Origin of the sequence: Paenibacillus favisporus, from assembly GCF_040545415.1 — a bacterium.
Classification (GTDB): domain Bacteria; phylum Bacillota; class Bacilli; order Paenibacillales; family Paenibacillaceae; genus Paenibacillus_AQ; species Paenibacillus_AQ favisporus.
Genome location: NZ_JBEPLV010000003.1, coordinates 430,478 through 447,142, shown reverse-complemented (window position 1 = coordinate 447,142; position 16,665 = coordinate 430,478). Strand labels below are relative to the sequence as shown.

Sequence of the window (16,665 nt, the reverse complement as noted above, 5' to 3'; positions counted from 1 at the left end):
CTTTTCCACCAATTATGGAGAAAAACGAAAAAAAGGCAGAGGCTGTTCCCCTGCCTTTTTTTACAGCTCACCCGGTCTCATCCGAGACGCACGACATCACCAGCTCCCGGTATTTCCCCGGCGTGACGCCCTCGATCTTTTTAAAAGCCCGGATAAAGACAACGTCGCTCGTATACCCGACCAATTGCGCGATTTGGGCGTTTGTGAATTCCTTGTCAGCCATATGGCGTTTGGCAAGCTCAATCCGTTTCTTGGCGATATGGTCGCTGAGATTGATCCCGCTCTGTTTTTTGTAAAAGGTCGAGACGTACTGCGGCGTCATGTCGAAGTGATCCGCCACCATGCCAAGCCCCATGTTCGAATCGGTGAAGTGCTCATCCACGAACTGATCCATGTCCTGCAAAAGCTGGGCGCTGTGGCCGCTCTTGTCCGCAACCATGCTCTCCGCCAAAATTTCATACAGCCGCTTCATCCGTTTGTGCATTCCTTCGGCCGTTTCATAGGAGAAGATGTCCTTCACCAGATCGATATCGGGTCCGAGAATGTCATTCTGGTCCATGCCCGTGGCGTTCATGATTTTTAAATATGTACTGGTGATGTTAAAGAACAGGCATTTCCCGTATTCCGGCGTAATGCTGCCCGACTCGAAATTCATCGCATAAATCGTGTCCAGCAGCTGCAGGGCATGGTCGGCGTCGCCGCTCCTTACGAAATTAATCAGCTGTACCTCAATATCGACCGGGTAGTAATAATGGGAGTGCACATCCGTAATGTCCTGAAAATAAATAATCGTCCCGCCGCCCTTAACAATCCGGAATTCTAGGGCAGACGCCGCTTCCGCATAGCTCTCGCTGATGCTCTTCGCGCCGCTGTGAGGCAGGCCCACCGCCACGGTCACATCGATCTTGAAGCGTTCCTCGATCATGCCTTTGAGCGCTGTGGCCAGCTCACGGGTCACCCTCTCGCCGCCCTCGGCCTGTTCCGCGGCAAAGTTGCACACGATCGCTACCCGGTCCCGGTCCAGCTCAACGGCAAACGCCTTGTGCGGGTACTCGATCAGGTCCGTGCCGATATTGGATACGATAAAACGGGCAAGCGCCCACTGCTCCTCGCTCGGCTCCGCGTTGAACCTTGCGATGCTGTCCAATTGGACGACCATGACCGAGAAGTCGTCACTGACGAACGTAATATCCATAAACCGCAGTGACTGGCCGCCTTCCCGGGACGCGTCGACATCCATCTGCCCCCGGAGCAGGCGCAGCAGGAAATTGGAGCGGATGACGGGCGTCTGCTGGGCGAGCAGGCTGCGTAAATTTTTTTCGGTATGCAGGGAGCCTTCAATGGACTGCAGGATCAGCTCGTATTCGTTGACCTGCGGCCTTCCGCTCCATTCATTGCCCCTGAGAATGGCATTGACCGTTTTACGCAGCGGACTGTAATTTCGGTAAGCGAAGATGAAGGCTGCGGTCAATCCCACGGCCAGACAAAGGGCGAACAAGATCAGCGCCCACTGCTTGATCAGAATGATCTGCTGCATAAAGACGCTTTTGGGCGTAACGAGCACGTATTTCCATCCTTCTTTTTCCGATGAGGTATACGATACCATTTTCTGATCGCCATTAATCGTTTGGTTGAACAACCCGCCGGTTCCGGTGATCCGGGACAACAATTCGCCCGGCAGCGGCTGGCGGTCCGTCGCCATGATCGTGCGGCCGTCCGAATTCACGATGTAGATCGAGCTGTCGCTCACGGATTCAATCTGGGCAAACATTTCCTTAATCTGACTCTCGTCGATCAGAATGACGAAGGTCCCCGTAATATCGCGCCGGTCCCGCCCCGGAAGCGACTGAGCAAAGGTGATGACGTTCAACGGCGTTTTCTCGATGCTCTGCATCGGATCATACTCGGCGGTACGCAGCAGCGTGGCCGATGGAAGGTAATCCATCGTATGGAAGCTTGTGAGCATGCTTTCCCGCCAGCGGTCGTAACTCATGCCCTGATAGCTGTAATACATATCGTAAAATTTGTGCGAATCGGTGAGAAGCCCGGGCCTCAGCACCAGATCGCTGTTGCGGAAATAGACATAGTAATCCAGGATAAAGTTCGTCAGGCTCCCCTGTCTTGACATGGTGTTCCGCATAAATTCGATGAACTGGTACCGGTCGGGACCGCCTGCATCCTGGTCCAGTTTGAGCAAATACTCCAGCTTCGGATCGAAAATGATCTGCTGGGCCAGCTTTTGAACTTCGCTTAATTTGCTGTCCAGGGACAGCTTGAGCTGCTCCAGCATCGCTTGATTGGAACGGTTGGCACCGCTTTCCAAACTTGCTTCGACTTTGGTGTACAAGAAGGCTCCCATCGAGACCGGGATGAGCAGCAGAACCAGATTGGAAATCAGCATCGTCATCCACACGCTTCGCAGATGACCGATTCCAAGCGGACGAAGCAGCCGTTTCACCAAGCATTCCCCCTACCTTGTTCATGTATCGACCGACATGCGCATCAATGAAACTTGTATGTTCATTATAATGCAAGGGACAGGGCTCCGGGCAGTTTTTTATTCCTTGATGGCGCCGATCAGCACCCCTTTGACGAAATACTTCTGCAGGAATGGATACAGGCAGATAATCGGCAGGGTCGACACGATGATGGTGGCGTATTTGATCGTTTCGCCGATCGCATACTTGTCGTCCGCAGCCACGCCGGTGGACATGGAATCGGTGGAATTGGCGATGAGGATTTCGCGCAAAACGAGCTGCAGCGGGTACATCGTCCGGTCACGCAAATACACCAGCGCCGGAAAATACGAGTTCCAGTGCCCAACCGCATACCAAAGAATCATGACCGCGATGACCGGCATCGACAGCGGAATGACGATTCGGAACAGAATGGTCATCTCGCCGGCTCCGTCGATTTTGGCCGATTCTTCGAGCGACACGGGTACGCCCTGGAACGCCGTCCGCATAATGATCAGGTTAAATGTGGAGATAGCTCCCGGAATCAGCAGCGCCCAAGGCGTATTCATCATGCCGAGCTTGCCGACGAGGATGTACGTCGGGATCAGTCCGCCGCTGAACACCATCGTCAGGACGATCGCAAACATCATCAGGTTTTTAAAATACAGGTTCCGGCGCGACAGCACATAAGCCCCCAGTGCCGTCATAAACAGGTTAATGGCCGTTCCCGCGGCTACGTAAAACAGCGTATTCCGGTACCCGCTTGTAATCATCGGGTTCTTGAAGACGGCTTTGTAAGCCTCAAAGTTAAATCCGAGCGGGCGCAGGAGGATGCCCCGGTGCTGGATAAAGCTCGCCGCGTCGCTCAATGAAGCAAATAATACATACAGGAACGGGTACAGTGTAACGAAGCAGAGCAGCAGCATCAGCAGCGTATTGATCACGCCGAATACCTTTTCGCCGTTCGTTTGTGCAATCATCGGACGATCCCTCCTACCACAGTTTGTTTTCGGACACGCGCTTGCTGATGGCATTTGCCGACACGATCAGAATCAGGCTGATGACGGAATTGAACAGGCCGACCGCCGCGGTAAAGCTGTAGCTCGCCTCCAAAATCCCTTTTCGGTATACATAAGTAGAGATGACATCGGCCGTTTCGTAAGTCAGCGGATTGTACAGCAGAAGCACCTTCTCGCTGCCTACCGACAGCATGTGCCCCATATTCAGAATGAGCATGATGACAATCGTGGGCATGATGCCCGGTATGGTGATATGGAACGTTTGTCTCCAGCGGCTTGCGCCGTCAATTTTGGCCGCCTCATACAGCGTCGGGTCGATATTGGCAATCGATGCCAAATAGATGATGGAGCCCCAGCCGATGCCCTGCCAGATGCCGGACGATACGAAAATAAAGCGGAACCAGCCGGCTTCCTTCAGAAAATCGATCGGATCGACGCCGATGAATCCCAGCAGCTGATTGATCAATCCGTCACGGCTTAGGAAGTCAAACATCATCCCCGCGACCACGACAATCGAAATGAAATGCGGCAAATAGGAGATCGTCTGCACGAATCGCTTGAACGCCATTTTGCGGATCTCGTTCAGCAGCAGCGCCAGCAGAATCGCCGCCGGAAAACCAAACAGCAGATCATAGAAGTTGATGAGGACCGTATTGCGGATGAGCCTCCAGAAATAAATGCCGTTAAAAAAGCTGTCAAAATGCTTGAAGCCGACCCATGGGCTTCCCCAGATCCCTTGTGCCGGCGAGTAATCCTTAAAGGCGATCAGGAGACCGTACATCGGTCCGTAATGAAAGATCAAGTAATACGCAATGACGGGGAGCGCCATGAGATAAATGATCCAGTTGCGGCGGAGATCCTTACGGATGGTTTGCCCCGTGGTTAGATCGGTCCGGCTGCGCAGCGGGCGCTTCTTCATCAGTTTCTTATCGGTTACCTGCCACATGTAACCCCCTGCCTTTCCTGCGGAATGTGGTGTTGGAACAAGGGGCGAGCCGGGAAGCGGACATCCCCTGCCCGGCATCTTCGCCACCTTATGCTTTTGGATTAACGCTTATTGAACCGGTCAAGGGCGGACTGCTGGATTTTGATTGCGTCGTTAATGCCCATCGCCTCGATTTTCTTCACGTACTTATCGAAGTTGTCGATCGGCTCCGCGCCCATGATGAATTTGAGGAACATCTCGTCCTTATACGTGTTGATGTCCGTCATGATCGAAGCGAATTGAGAGCTCTCGTCCTTGGTCGGCGTCACGAGCGGCATTTTGCGTTCCCCGGTCGGCTGGGACCATACGGTCAAGGCCTCCTTCTGGTTCGGGAGGGCCAAATACTGCATCTGGAATTCATCGCTCAGCACGAACGGAGCGCTCCACGTCGAACGGTTATGCTTTGCAAAGGATTGCTGGAGGCTGACGCCGCTAGGCGGGTTCAGCACCTCTGGCAGGAAGACCGGCTTGCCGTCCTTCATCGTGTATGCTTCACCCTCTTTGCCGTAGTTGAACAGGAGATTGCCCTGTTCTCCGTAGGCATAGTCCAGCCATTTGACCGTTTCGGTCGGGTTCGTATTGCTGGTCGAGATGGCGGCGCCGATGCCGTTCGTGGCGAAATCCTTTTGCCCCCAAATCGGCTTATCGCCTTTGTTCAGTACCGGATACGGAGCGGCCACCAGATTAAATTTCGGATCCTTATCCTTCATCAGGTTGGCGTATTTGCCGATGCCGCCGCCGTTATACGTTGGAGCGGCGCCCAGCTGGTTGCCGGTCATTTTGGCATCGAACAGCTTGTCGTTCGGAGCGGCGAAATCCTTGTCGAGCAGCCCTTCCTTATACCATTGGTTCATCGTGGCCAGGAATTCCTTGTACTCCGGCTGGATCGGTCCGTATTTGACGCTGTTGTCGATCTGGTAGAAGCCGTAGTTGATGCCCCATGCGCCAAGGAAAGGCGCATCCGTGCCGATATCGTCCTTCGTAAAATACAGCGGAATTTCGTCGGCTTTCCCGTTGCCGTTCGGATCCTTCTCCTTAAACGCCTTGAGCACTTCATGCCATTCGTCGATCGTCGTCGGCGTCTGAAGGCCAAGCTTATCGAGCCAATCCTTACGGATCGACGGGCCGTAGAAGACACGGACCTTATCGCCGCCGCGGAAGAACGGGAACATATAGAGGCTTCCGTCGTCGGTGGTCACCTGCTTTTTCCAGTCGGGATGCTCATCCAGCAGTTTTTTCAAATTCGGTGCATATTGGTCGATCAAATCGTTCAGCTTAATAATTTTGTTGTCCTGAATCGCCTTCTCCGGTCCCCCCGGATACCCGATCCATGAAGTTTCGATCACGTCGGGAAGTTTCTCGGAGACCATCATGAGGTTGAACTGCTCCTGAGCTTGGGTGGAGTCGGTCGGCGGATGCTGGAAGTCCACTTTAACGCCAGTAATCCGTTCCAGTTCCTTATACATGCCCATTTCCGCATACGTTTTCATTTGGGCGGCTGCAGCGGGGTGCATGCTGACCCAATACGTCAGGTGGGTTAATTTTTCCGGTTCGGCTGTTTTTCCGCTGGTGGATGCCTCCCCTTTCGCCTGATCGTTCCCCGAGGTGCCGCCGCAGGCCGCAAGCGACAGAACCAGGGCAGCTGCAAGCACCGCAGTGCCCCATTTTTTAGCTGCTTTTTTTCTCATGTAAGCGCCTCCTTTTTGAAATAAATCCAGTTGACCGGACTCTGATTTAATGTGAAGCTGCCGGTACCCAAAGTATAGGGATCCTGCCTGTTCCCGCGATACTGCCGCTTTGAAAGGAGCGCAGTATTTTCGTAAGATGACGGACTGATTTTTTTAATACTGCCTTAACTTTTCTTCATCCGGGCGGCTAATCCTGGACCCGCACAAGCCTTATGGCACGCAGCTTTACCGCGTCGGCATGCCAGATTTCCGTGAATTTGGGAGACGGGTCCTTCAGTTTGGAAGAACGGAGCGTCAGTCTATGGATTCCGGGCTCCAGCCACGTCACTTGTCCCAATCGGGACCGGATCGGGATGTAGGGATGCTGGCATGATGGAGAATCCGGATCCTCCCCGTCTTCCGCCGGATCGGTAACCAGGCAGCTTCCATCCGTCTCCAAGACGACCGGTTCCGGATACAGCCCGGGCCAATCCTGATCGTGTCGCTTGAAGCTGATCAGCATCAGTTCATAGGTTCCCGGCTGAACGAGCTTGAAGGTCCACTCCGCCTGCCGCAGTGCCGGAACCCCCGCTGACTCGTCTTCCTCCCTGACAAGGGTTACGCTCGCTTGGGGGACATCCAACTGCAGCCGGCCGCCGTCAAGCTGCGTTAACGTCCGGTCGAAATCAGGCTCTCCGGCCATTTCCAGGGCAATAACCGTCACATGTTCATCAGCCGGTTCGGTTGGAAGCTCCACCTTGAGCACATGCAGATCGAGCCCCTCGTCAATCGATTGCCTGAACGCCAGTTCTATTTTCTGCGGATCGGCCAGGCAGTATATACGTGATACCTCGCCGCGGATGCCGTGCATTACCAAGCCGTCCGCAGGCCATTTGTCGTTATGAACGTGCACATATACTCGTCCCGGGCGGGTTGTCACGGCTCCAAATTCCAGTTCGGCCGGAAACGGGCTGCCTTCGGTACCGTAAATGGCGTCGCTGTTCCGCCGCGTCCATTCTCCGACCTCCCGCAGACGTTCCGCGGACAGCTCCGGAATCGTCCCTTCCGGCGTTGGACCGACGTTCAAAAGCAGGTTGCCGCCCTTGCCGATGACGTTCACCAGCTTCTTGATCACCGCCTCCGCACTCTTCCAAACCTGGTCCCGGTCCGTGTAGCCCCATGACTGGTTCAGGGTCATCGGCGTTTCCCACGGCCGCTGATCTTCACCGCTCATTCCGATCTCGTTATCGCCCTTGGAGACATAATCGCCCATGCCGATAAAGTGCGACACCCTGGAATTAATGAGGCAGTCCGGCTGCAGACCTTTCACAAAGGCTACGATATCGCGGCTGTCCGCTTCCGATAACCCGCCCGCCGTATCAAACCAGAGCAGGCCGACCGGCCCGTAAGAAGTGAGCAGCTCCTTCAGCTGCGGCTTCGCCTTGCCTTCCCAGTATTCGGGAAAGTGCTTCTCCGCCAGCTTGTAATCCCAGGTGTTGTTATGCTCTTTGTGCAGCGAATGGGGATGATGCCAGTCAATCACATGCGAATAGTAAAAGCAGAGTACGATTCCCGCCTCGCGGCAAGCCTCGGCAAGCTCCTTCAATGGATCGCGCCCAAACGGCGTCGCGTCCACGATGTTAAAGGGATCGGCCTTGGAATGGAACATCGCAAACCCGTCATGATGCTTGGCCGTGATAACAATATATTTCATCCCCGCGTCTTTGGCCAGCTGTACCCAGGTTGCCGCGTCAAACTGCTGCGGATTAAAATCACCGGCCAGCTTCTCGTACTCGCGGACGGGGATCTTATCGGCGTACATGACCCATTCGCCCTTGGCCAGCGCTGCGTACAGTCCCCAGTGGATGAACATGCCAAACCTCGCATCCGTCCACCATGCTGTCGCCGGATCGCTTCTCTTGTGCACTTCTTGCTCTCCCATACGTGTTGCCCCCTTCTACCAATACGGCTTCCAGTCCCGGGTTACGCGAACCAGTGCCTCGTACATGTAATAGTCGCCCCAGATGCAGCACTCGTCGACGCCGTTTCCGCCCGGCTTGCTGTATACCGCATGCAGCAGAATGCCGTTCGACTCCGGCACGTGCCAGGTCATATAATGATCGATCAGGGATTTCAAAATCCGCAGCGCGGCATTTTCGTACAGCCGTTTCAGCGGATCGGTCAGCGGCAGATGCTTTGCGTACTCGATCAGACCGCAGACCGCAATCGCCGCAGCGGAGCTGTCCCGCTCCTCATCCCCTTCCGTAAATACGAGATCCCAGTAGCATACCTCGTCCTGCGGAAGCCGGTTCAGAAAGTAATTCGCCAGCCTGGACGTCAACTGCAGGTACCTGTCATCACCGGTGTAACGGTAGGAGAGCGGGAAGCCGTAAATCCCCCACGCCTGTCCGCGCGACCAGCATGAATCGTCCGCATGCCCCTGCGCGGTGGAGCCGTACTTCGGCAGTCCCGATGCGATATCCATATAAAAGGTGTGATAACTGGACGCATCCTCCCGAATGAGATGCTCCGCCGATTTCCGGGCGTGCGACTCGGCCGCAGCCTTATATTTGGGGTTACCGGTGACGTCTGATGCCCAGTACAGCAGCGGCAGATTCATGAGGCAGTCAATGATGATCCTCCCCTGCTGCCTGGGATCCTGGAGATTTCCCCAAGCCTGGATGATTCCCGCTTTGTCCCAGTAACGCTCCATCAGAAGATCCGCTGCCTGAACGGCGAGCGTCTTGGCCTCTTCGCTGCCGATCAGCTTGTAGGATGCCACGCAGGACAGCGTGTATAGGAATCCTAAATCATGCGTGTCCGTATAGCGCCGTTCCTCCACCCTTCTGCGGTAGCTGTCCAGCTGGCCTTCCGCGGCGGCGCGGTACTTGGCATCGCCGGTCGTTTCATAAGCGAGCCACAGCATCCCGGTCCAGAATGCCGGCGTCCACTCCGTGTTTCCGGTCTGCCGGTATACCAGATTCGTGCTGGCCTCCGACGGAAACGTGTCCTGAAATGTCTGGAGATTCCGGTCCACCTGGCGCCGAATAAATTCCATAGCCTCCAGGCACCTTTCCCGCGTAAGCCCGGAGTCCTCCTTATACCTCCCTGAATTCTTGATGTCCTCGTCCTTCACCTGCTTCATCGCTGCCACCCTCCATGATTGTTGATATTGGCGTTCGTCATAAACTGAATTGTAAACAGGCCATGCACTCTTCACAATCGCCGTTATTCGTGGTAACACTGCCGTTTTTTCTGGTTGCAGCAGGATATGAAAATTCATCGGTCTCCGAAAAAAACGTCAGAAAGGTCTTCAAGCCGGGATCGAAACCGATGTCTACAAGGTCTACAAGCTTGCAGCGGCATCGAGCCGAGCACGAAAAAAACGACCCGGCTGCGGCGGCTCGTGAAAGCTCCGCAATTCACGGATCGTTTGAAGTTCAGGGTCAGGGGATCTCGATATGAAAAGTTTCCCGCAGTCCGCGGGACCCTTCGTCGGTTATGTGCAGCGCCCGCGTTCCTTCCATGCGCCGCAGCCATCGCAGCTCGAGCAGCCGCTCAAGCATCGCGCTGCCCAACGAGCCGGCCAAATGCGGCGTGCGCTCGCTCCAATCGAGGCATTTGCTGCAGAAGCTGCGCCGCTTTTTCCGGACCGCTTCCACATCAATGCCCATATGTTCGAAGAAGGCGCCCCCTTCCCCGGTAACAGCAAAGGCGTCTGTTTCCTCTCGGATGACGCCGGCTTCGATCATCGCGTCCCTTAGGCGGATGCCAAGGTCTCCCGCAACATGATCGTAACAGGTTCTCGCCCGCCGCAGGTGGCGGTTTTCCTCGGATTGCCTCAGCGACTTGATCTCAACCGGCGGCGCAAGCAATAGCAGCGTCTCCACCACGGCAGCCACATCATGGCTCTTCAAGCCGTAATACCGGTGCCTTCCCTGCTTGTGCATGGCGATCATCCCCGCTTCTTCCAGCTTGGCCAAGTGGTAACTCGCCGTCTGCGGGGTGACTCCCGCCATATAGGCCAGCTCGCTCGCCGGATGGAACCGTCCGTCCATCATGGCGGTCAGCATCGCCGCACGCGATGGATCACTGATCATGGCCGCGGGATGAGCCGCAACCGGTCCTGCCTTCATCCTTCCCCCTCCTTTGCATTCCACATTTCGATGAACATTGTAATATGAACCGGTTACAATGTTCAAGTACATATCAACAAGGAGGTGTTTTGCCATATGACTGCAGCAGACCCGCAAACCCGTGCCATCACCCCGAAAATTTTATATTACGGCATGCCTGTCATCCTGATCACCACGCGTAACGAAGACCACACAACCAATATCAGTCCGATCTCTTCTTCCTTTGCGCTGGGGGACAACATCGTCCTGGGCATTTCAACGAGCAGCAAAGCTTATGATAATTTAACCCTTCACCCGGAATGCGTCATCAATCTTCCTTCCGCCCCGCTGTGGGAGAACGTGGAGCGAATCGCCCCTTATACCGGGAGGACCGTTGTCCCTGAGTTCAAGAAAGCCATGGGGTTTACGCACGAAAAGAATAAGTTCGCCGCAGGCGGCTTCACTCCCGTCGATTCCGAGGTCGTGCAGCCATCGCGCATATCCGAATGCCCGCTTCAGATTGAAGCACAGGTTCAGCGGATGACGGTCCCGGAATACGATCCGTTCTTCGCGATCGTGGAAACCCGTGCCGTCCGGGTCCATGCCCATAGCGACATCCTTATTGGAGAACATCATATCGACCCCCGGCGCTGGAATCCGCTCATTTACAATTTCCGTCACTACTTCGGTCTGGGCGATCCGTTGGGAGCGACCTTCCGGTCGGAAACGTGAGCCCTTTTTGCCACCATGTTTATTCAACCGGATATCTCTAAACAAAAAAAGCCCTCAAAGACGCACTGTCTTTGAGGGCTTGCCGGCTGAAATTCTAACGTATGCCCGCGTTTATTGCTTATTTCCTATCAGCGGCAGCAATCGGAGCAGCATACTGCCGTCCCAGTCTGGCCCTGACGGTTTTTCCGACCCGGCTCATCCTTGACGATATACAGCTGACGAAAGCCGACCCGTTTCAAGAATCGGGCCGCCTGTTTGCTCTGCCGACTGCTGCCGCCCAGAATCACAACCGGCTCGGAGGTGGAGAGCTCCTTTTTCCACAGATACGGCAGCCGGCCGAGCGAAATATTGACCGTACCGTTCTCATGCTCCCGCAAATAATCCACCGGATCTCTCACGTCCAGCATTTTGATGTCTTCCTGATCCCTGGCGATGACCTTCAAATCGTCGGGATGGATGGGCGTAAGACCATGGACAGGCAGGATATTCCGGAGCAGCCATACTCCAATGACGATAACGGCTGCCAGCAACAACCAAATCATCCGCTTTCCTCCCTGGTTATATTGTAGCGAGGGATCATGTCCTTAGCCGCTTCACAGCAGCATAGTGCCGCCATACAGCAAAAGGCGCTAATCGGACAAGCATCCATTAACATTTTCTATAAGTCATTAACAAATTTGATTATAACTCCGGGGAGGAAATTGTCAATGCAGGATCCTGACTATTTTCCCTTTCTATAATATAGAGGCGCATGTCCCGTAACCGATTTGAACACGCGGCCAAAATGCGTAACGCTCCCGAAACCCACCTTCCTGGCAATAAGATTCACCTTCAAAGTCGTCTGCTCGAGCAGATGTTTGGCTTCCTTGATTCTGACGCTGTTCACATACTCTACAAAGGTAAAACCTGTAGCAACCTTAAAAAACCTGCTCAAATAATATGGGCTGGTGTAAAATCTCTCCGCTAACCCATGAAGCGACAGATCCTGCATATAATGCTGGTTGATATAATGGACGACTTCCGAGATCCGTTCATGCATGGGGCTTGGCGCTTCCGGTCTCTCCGGGAGAGCTTGGCCCGCATGCCTGCAGCAAAGGATGAGCAGCTGCAGCACCAGGGCTTGTGCGTACATGTCGAAGCCCGGTCGCTGGTCCTGCACCTCCTGGATAATGCCCCGTGAAATCGTCTCAACGGAGGAACGGCTATACGGAGAGTTTTTGACAATAACGTATTCCTGATCGAACAGCGGCTGCAATATGTCCTTATAGGCGCCGTTCAGTGCCATAAAGCATTCATGAATGTTGACGACGAGACGTTCATGCCTGGGCATCGCCGCATTGGTCGTCCGATGCAGAATGTTGGGAGGAACGATGACGACATCCCCTTCGCTGACCACCATCGTCCGGTCCTTAATGAAAAATTCGCGACTGCCTGACATCAAATAATAAACTTCGTATGTACTGTGAAAATGGCTGGACGGCATATGATGGCTTAACGCCTTCCGGTAGGACACCGAGAAGGTCCCCTCTGCGTTTTCATAGTTAACTTCACCCATTTTAATCCACCCCCCCACCGGTTTGCCTATATTATACGCTCCTTCCGAATTGGCGCAAGATATAAGAAGAATTTGCGCATTCCAGCAAAAACCGTACATTTTCCTGTGCTAATCTAGGCATAAACACAAAGAGGAGGAATGAAACCGTGAACACGTCAGAACTTCAATCCAAACAGCAGCTGCAGGAGGAAAGAACGCCCATTCAATGGGCCGAACAAGCCTGCGAAGCATTAATGGCCAAATTCGAACCCGAACAGCTTCCGCCGGACCGTTTCCATTATCACCAGGGGGTCTTTCTGTCGGGCATGGAGAAATGCTGGAGGCAAACCGGTAAAGATCAGTATTTTGACTACATTAAACGTTGGGTGGACAGTCAGATTCTCGCCGACGGAAGCATCAAAAAGTACAACCCCGACGAGCTCGATGACATCCAGCCTGGCGTGCTTCTCTTCAACCTGTTTGAACAAACGGGGGACGAACGCTACAAACAAGCGCTGCACACGCTTGTACCGCTGCTGAAATCGTGGAGAACCAACCCGTCGGGCGGATTCTGGCACAAGGGGCACTGCCCGAATCAAATGTGGCTGGACGGCTTATACATGGCTGGACCGATCGCCGTTCAGTTCGGAAGGACGTTCGGCGACAGCGAATACTTTGACATGATGGCTTATCAGGCAATCCTGATGTCGAAGAAAACCAAGGACCCCAATACCGGACTCATGTACCACGGTTGGGATGAAACCAAAGAAGCGTCCTGGGCCGATCCGGAAACGGGGCTCGCTCCGGAGTTCTGGGGACGCGCCATTGGCTGGTATCCCGTTGCCCTGCTGGAAATGTTCGAACACCTGCCAGAGGATCATAAAGACAAAGCTGAGCTAACGGTCATCCTGCAGGATCTGCTCGCGGCTTTGCCGAAATACCAGGATCCCGCCTCAGGCTTATGGTACCAGGTTGTCGACAAGGGCGACCGCCCGGACAACTGGCTGGAAAGTTCCTGTACTGCCCTTTATGTACACGCCATTGCCAAAGCGGTGCGGTTCGGATATTTGGACGAAAGTTATCTGGAGTATGCCTGGAAAGGATACCAGGGCGTTATCGACACGCTGAAATTTGACGAGAACGGCCGCGTGATCATCGGTCAAATCTGCATCGGCACAGGCATTGGGGACTACGCCCACTACATTGCCCGTCCTACGAGCGAGAACGACCTCCACGGCGCCGGCGCTTTTATTCTGATGTGCACGGAAATGAACTTGGCAAAGCAAGCAGACTGAGGGCTCACCCGCAGCAAGCCGAGCCCGCGCCCAAATCGTTTGAGTCCGTTTACTTGGTACGGACCTCAGCTCAGCTATGATTTTCCGGACTTCGAGTTTAAGAAAAAAACCGCCTCCACACCGGATATACCGGAAGGGAGACGGTTTTCTTCATTTTACACCATCACACGCTTGAGCTTGTGAACGTAGCGCGAGCGTACGATCAGAAAGTACACCATCTGGACGATAACAAAAGCGATCGAAGCGATCAGAACGGACGAATTCACTTCCCCGACCCCAAAGTCTTTACGGACGGCATTCAGCACGACGAGCGTCTGTATGACCGACACCACGATCGGGACGAAGAACAGCGCGGCGATCTGCAGCGTTGCGGCGCGGCTCATTTCCTGGATTTTCAGGCCGATTTTGGACATCGACTGGTACATCCGCTGGTCCTGCGTCAATTCATGGTGGAGTTTGAAATACAGGAAGCTCGCGGAGGAAATGGACAGAACCGCCGTAATGAAAATACCGGCAAAGCTCATCATCGCAAAGGACTGCCTCAGCGAGTAGAAATCCCCTCCTCTGGAGTTGATAATATTATGTGTCTTGTCATCCATTACCCGGTCGATTCCCTCCTGCTTCAGCTTCATGCCGATGCTGATTTCGGGATCTCCCTCCGCAGGAACGGTTCCTGTCGACCATTCGGGAATGATATACACAACGCTGCCCTGGATTCGGTTAGATTTCGGCTCAGAGGACAGAAGCTTCTTGTTCGCCTGATATTCATCATCCGAAATGATCAGCATATCCGAGAGTGTAGGCGACACGTTCACGGCAGGCTTGATCGTATCGGTGATGTCCAGCTCGGCTTTCGTATCCCGCAGCGTAATCTTCCTGAGGTCGTACCAATCCGGACGCTCCCTGGATACCTCCGAGGCAGGAATGACATGCACCGCCTGATGGTAATCCAGCTTGCCGACCTTCGGCGCACCGACGGCTTCTGCCAGTTGATTGTACATGGACTGCGGCATAACCGAGACTGAAGAGGTTCTATCTTCCACCACGCTAAAATATTGCTCCGTACGAATCGTCTGAAAAGTAATGCCTTGACGGCTCAGCGATTGCTCGATCAGCGCCAAATCACCCTTCAAGCTTGTGTCATCATACACCAACAGCCGGATGGCATACGGATTCGCCCTGTAATTATCTTTATTCGTCTCGTTGATGGACATCACGAACGCGACACTCATACAGGAAATAGCGGTGACGACCGTCACCATGAACAGCACTCTCGCATTGTCTTTCATTTTATAGGCCATTTCCGAAATCCAGATCAGGTTCGTCCCCTTCCACACCCACCTGCGGCTTCGCTTCAAGAGACGCATGACGAGCACGGTAATTTGTGTGAAAAAGAAATACGTCCCCGCAATCCCGGTCACGGCCGCGAGAACGAGATTCACCCGGAGTGACATATAGCCGGCGGCCAGAAGGGCGATCCCGAATAAGGAAATCAGGATGGACGCCTTTGGCTCGGTTTTCGGCCGATTCGACCCCTGCAGCAGATGCAGGACGTGATTGCGGCGGATCAGGATCAGCGTAAACGCCGAAATCGCGATGAACAGCAGGGCGAACGCGGCTACCGTCAGCAGCACCGCTTTGACCGGAAGGTACAGCCCCAGCTTCTCCATGCCCACTACCTTTGCGCTCAGCAGCAGAAACAGCTTGGACAGAATGAGGCCGCTGCCGATCCCGGTCACGATAGACGATGCGCCGATGATCATATTTTCGATGAAGACTAAGCGGCTGATCTGGCCCTGCTCCGCCCCCAGAATCGTCAGGATGCCGAATTCCTTGTTTCTTGCCTTCAGAAAAGCCCCGATCGAGTAGAGCACAAACAGAAATGAAAAAATGTAAATGATGTACTCCATAATCAGCATGACCAGCATCGTGGTGTGTCCGAGCTCGGTCTTGTTGATGTCCGGATGGAAAATAAACAAGGCATACGTAAAAAACACCATCACCATAAAGCTGCTGCTGAGGTAGTAAGCGAAATAAGCCCTGGCGTTGCGCTTGACGTTGTTAAACGCGAATTGAGGAAAGCTCATGTGCGTTACCTCCCAGGAAAGACAGCATCTCGATGATCTTTTGGAAAAAGGCCTGACGGCTCTCTCCCCGGTGAATTTCTCCCGACAGCTCGCCGTCCTTAATGAAAACCACCCGGTGGCAGTAGCTTGCGGCCTGGGGGTCATGCGTTACCAGCATCATCGTCACGCGGTCGGCGATATTCAGCTTCTCCATCGTCTCCATCACGTTGCGGGAGGATGCGGAATCCAGCGCCCCTGTCGGCTCATCGGCGAGCAGCAGGGACGGCGAAGGGATGATCGCCCGCGCGATGGCGGCACGCTGCCGCTGTCCACCGGAAATCTCATAGGTGCGTTTGTTTAAAATATCGGTAATGCCAAGCTTGTCTGCAATCTGCGTTAGCCGCGCTTCAATATCCGGCAGCTTCACCCGGTCCAGCGTCAGCGGAAGCACGATATTTTCGGCCACGGTAAGGGTATCCAGCAGGTTGAAGTCCTGGAAAACAAAGCCCAGCTGGCGCCGGCGGAATCCCGCCAGTTCCTTCTTCTTCAGCTTGTGGGGATTCTGCCCGTTGATCAGCACCTCCCCGGAGCTTGGCGCATCGATCGTCGACACCATGTTCAGCAGCGTCGTTTTGCCGCTTCCCGAGGGCCCCATAATGCCGACAAATTCGCCTTGCTTGATCGTCAGCTGAATATTCGTTAATGCGCGGGTGGTTACTTTGCCCGGATAGACTTTGCTCAAGCCGGTCACTTTCAAAATATCCGTCACAGGAATGCTCCTTTCTTGTCTGTCTTC

General features: G+C 54.2%; 13 protein-coding genes. 2 read left to right on the top strand and 11 right to left on the bottom strand.

The window, feature by feature from the left end; genetic code table 11:
* Window positions 1-67: 67 nt before the first annotated feature.
* The 7 genes from ABID47_RS15215 to ABID47_RS15185 form a co-directional block, all read right to left on the bottom strand.
* The gene (locus ABID47_RS15215) at window positions 68-2,458 is read right to left on the bottom strand and encodes a helix-turn-helix domain-containing protein (RefSeq protein ID WP_354497861.1); all 2,391 of its coding nucleotides are present in this window, start codon (window positions 2,456-2,458) and stop codon (window positions 68-70) included.
* Window positions 2,459-2,557: 99 nt separating this feature from the next.
* Window positions 2,558-3,436: a carbohydrate ABC transporter permease gene (locus ABID47_RS15210; RefSeq protein WP_105443428.1), complete on the bottom strand. Its 879-nt coding sequence runs from the start codon at window positions 3,434-3,436 to the stop codon at window positions 2,558-2,560.
* Window positions 3,437-3,449: 13 nt separating this feature from the next.
* The gene (locus ABID47_RS15205) at window positions 3,450-4,394 is read right to left on the bottom strand and encodes an ABC transporter permease (protein WP_116231734.1); all 945 of its coding nucleotides are present in this window, start codon (window positions 4,392-4,394) and stop codon (window positions 3,450-3,452) included.
* Window positions 4,395-4,522: 128 nt separating this feature from the next.
* Window positions 4,523-6,148 carry a type 2 periplasmic-binding domain-containing protein gene (locus ABID47_RS15200; protein WP_116231007.1) on the bottom strand — a complete coding sequence of 542 codons (1,626 nt, stop codon included), beginning with the start codon at window positions 6,146-6,148 and terminating at the stop codon, window positions 4,523-4,525.
* 187 nt (window positions 6,149-6,335) lie between these two features.
* A complete protein-coding gene (locus ABID47_RS15195; protein WP_354497858.1) occupies window positions 6,336-8,069 on the bottom strand; it encodes an alpha-L-fucosidase in 1,734 nt (577 codons plus the stop codon).
* A 15-nt stretch (window positions 8,070-8,084) separates the two neighbouring features.
* Entirely contained in the window at window positions 8,085-9,272 is a 1,188-nt protein-coding gene (locus ABID47_RS15190) for a glycoside hydrolase family 88 protein (RefSeq protein WP_354497856.1), read from the bottom strand.
* A gap of 301 nt (window positions 9,273-9,573) precedes the next feature.
* On the bottom strand, window positions 9,574-10,263 hold the full coding sequence (locus ABID47_RS15185) for an ArsR/SmtB family transcription factor (protein WP_354497854.1): 690 nt from the start codon (window positions 10,261-10,263) through the stop codon (window positions 9,574-9,576).
* 96 nt (window positions 10,264-10,359) lie between these two features.
* On the opposite strand from ABID47_RS15185, the gene ABID47_RS15180 reads away from it, so the two are divergent.
* Window positions 10,360-10,974, top strand: a complete 615-nt coding sequence (locus ABID47_RS15180; protein WP_354497852.1) for a flavin reductase family protein — start codon at window positions 10,360-10,362, stop codon at window positions 10,972-10,974.
* Window positions 10,975-11,102: 128 nt separating this feature from the next.
* Here ABID47_RS15180 and ABID47_RS15175 read toward each other — a convergent pair whose 3' ends face one another.
* Both ABID47_RS15175 and ABID47_RS15170 read right to left on the bottom strand, forming a co-directional pair.
* Window positions 11,103-11,516 carry a rhodanese-like domain-containing protein gene (locus ABID47_RS15175; RefSeq protein ID WP_251674892.1) on the bottom strand — a complete coding sequence of 138 codons (414 nt, stop codon included), beginning with the start codon at window positions 11,514-11,516 and terminating at the stop codon, window positions 11,103-11,105.
* A gap of 179 nt (window positions 11,517-11,695) precedes the next feature.
* Entirely contained in the window at window positions 11,696-12,529 is an 834-nt protein-coding gene (locus tag ABID47_RS15170) for an AraC family transcriptional regulator (protein WP_354497850.1), read from the bottom strand.
* A gap of 146 nt (window positions 12,530-12,675) precedes the next feature.
* Here ABID47_RS15170 and ABID47_RS15165 point away from each other — a divergent pair, with 146 nt between their 5' ends.
* Entirely contained in the window at window positions 12,676-13,803 is a 1,128-nt protein-coding gene (locus tag ABID47_RS15165) for a glycoside hydrolase family 88/105 protein (protein WP_354497848.1), read from the top strand.
* Window positions 13,804-13,958: 155 nt separating this feature from the next.
* Here ABID47_RS15165 and ABID47_RS15160 read toward each other — a convergent pair whose 3' ends face one another.
* Together ABID47_RS15160 and ABID47_RS15155 are read right to left on the bottom strand one after the other, a co-directional pair.
* On the bottom strand, window positions 13,959-15,890 hold the full coding sequence (locus tag ABID47_RS15160) for an ABC transporter permease (RefSeq protein ID WP_354497846.1): 1,932 nt from the start codon (window positions 15,888-15,890) through the stop codon (window positions 13,959-13,961).
* Window positions 15,865-16,638 (bottom strand): ABC transporter ATP-binding protein, encoded by a 774-nt coding sequence (locus ABID47_RS15155; protein ID WP_435530625.1) that lies wholly within the window; start codon window positions 16,636-16,638, stop codon window positions 15,865-15,867. Before ABID47_RS15155 ends, ABID47_RS15160 begins: the two co-directional genes overlap by 26 nt.
* Window positions 16,639-16,665: the final 27 nt, after the last annotated feature.

Coding starts and splice junctions, on each gene's coding strand:
- ABID47_RS15210 (WP_105443428.1), bottom strand. CDS start 3,436: ATGATTGCACAAACGAACGGCGAAAAGGTATTCGGCGTGATCAATACG.
- ABID47_RS15205 (WP_116231734.1), bottom strand. CDS start 4,394: ATGAAGAAGCGCCCGCTGCGCAGCCGGACCGATCTAACCACGGGGCAA.
- ABID47_RS15200 (WP_116231007.1), bottom strand. CDS start 6,148: ATGAGAAAAAAAGCAGCTAAAAAATGGGGCACTGCGGTGCTTGCAGCT.
- ABID47_RS15195 (WP_354497858.1), bottom strand. CDS start 8,069: ATGGGAGAGCAAGAAGTGCACAAGAGAAGCGATCCGGCGACAGCATGG.
- ABID47_RS15190 (WP_354497856.1), bottom strand. CDS start 9,272: ATGAAGCAGGTGAAGGACGAGGACATCAAGAATTCAGGGAGGTATAAG.
- ABID47_RS15185 (WP_354497854.1), bottom strand. CDS start 10,263: ATGAAGGCAGGACCGGTTGCGGCTCATCCCGCGGCCATGATCAGTGAT.
- ABID47_RS15180 (WP_354497852.1), top strand. CDS start 10,360: ATGACTGCAGCAGACCCGCAAACCCGTGCCATCACCCCGAAAATTTTA.
- ABID47_RS15175 (WP_251674892.1), bottom strand. CDS start 11,516: ATGATTTGGTTGTTGCTGGCAGCCGTTATCGTCATTGGAGTATGGCTG.
- ABID47_RS15170 (WP_354497850.1), bottom strand. CDS start 12,529: ATGGGTGAAGTTAACTATGAAAACGCAGAGGGGACCTTCTCGGTGTCC.
- ABID47_RS15160 (WP_354497846.1), bottom strand. CDS start 15,890: ATGAGCTTTCCTCAATTCGCGTTTAACAACGTCAAGCGCAACGCCAGG.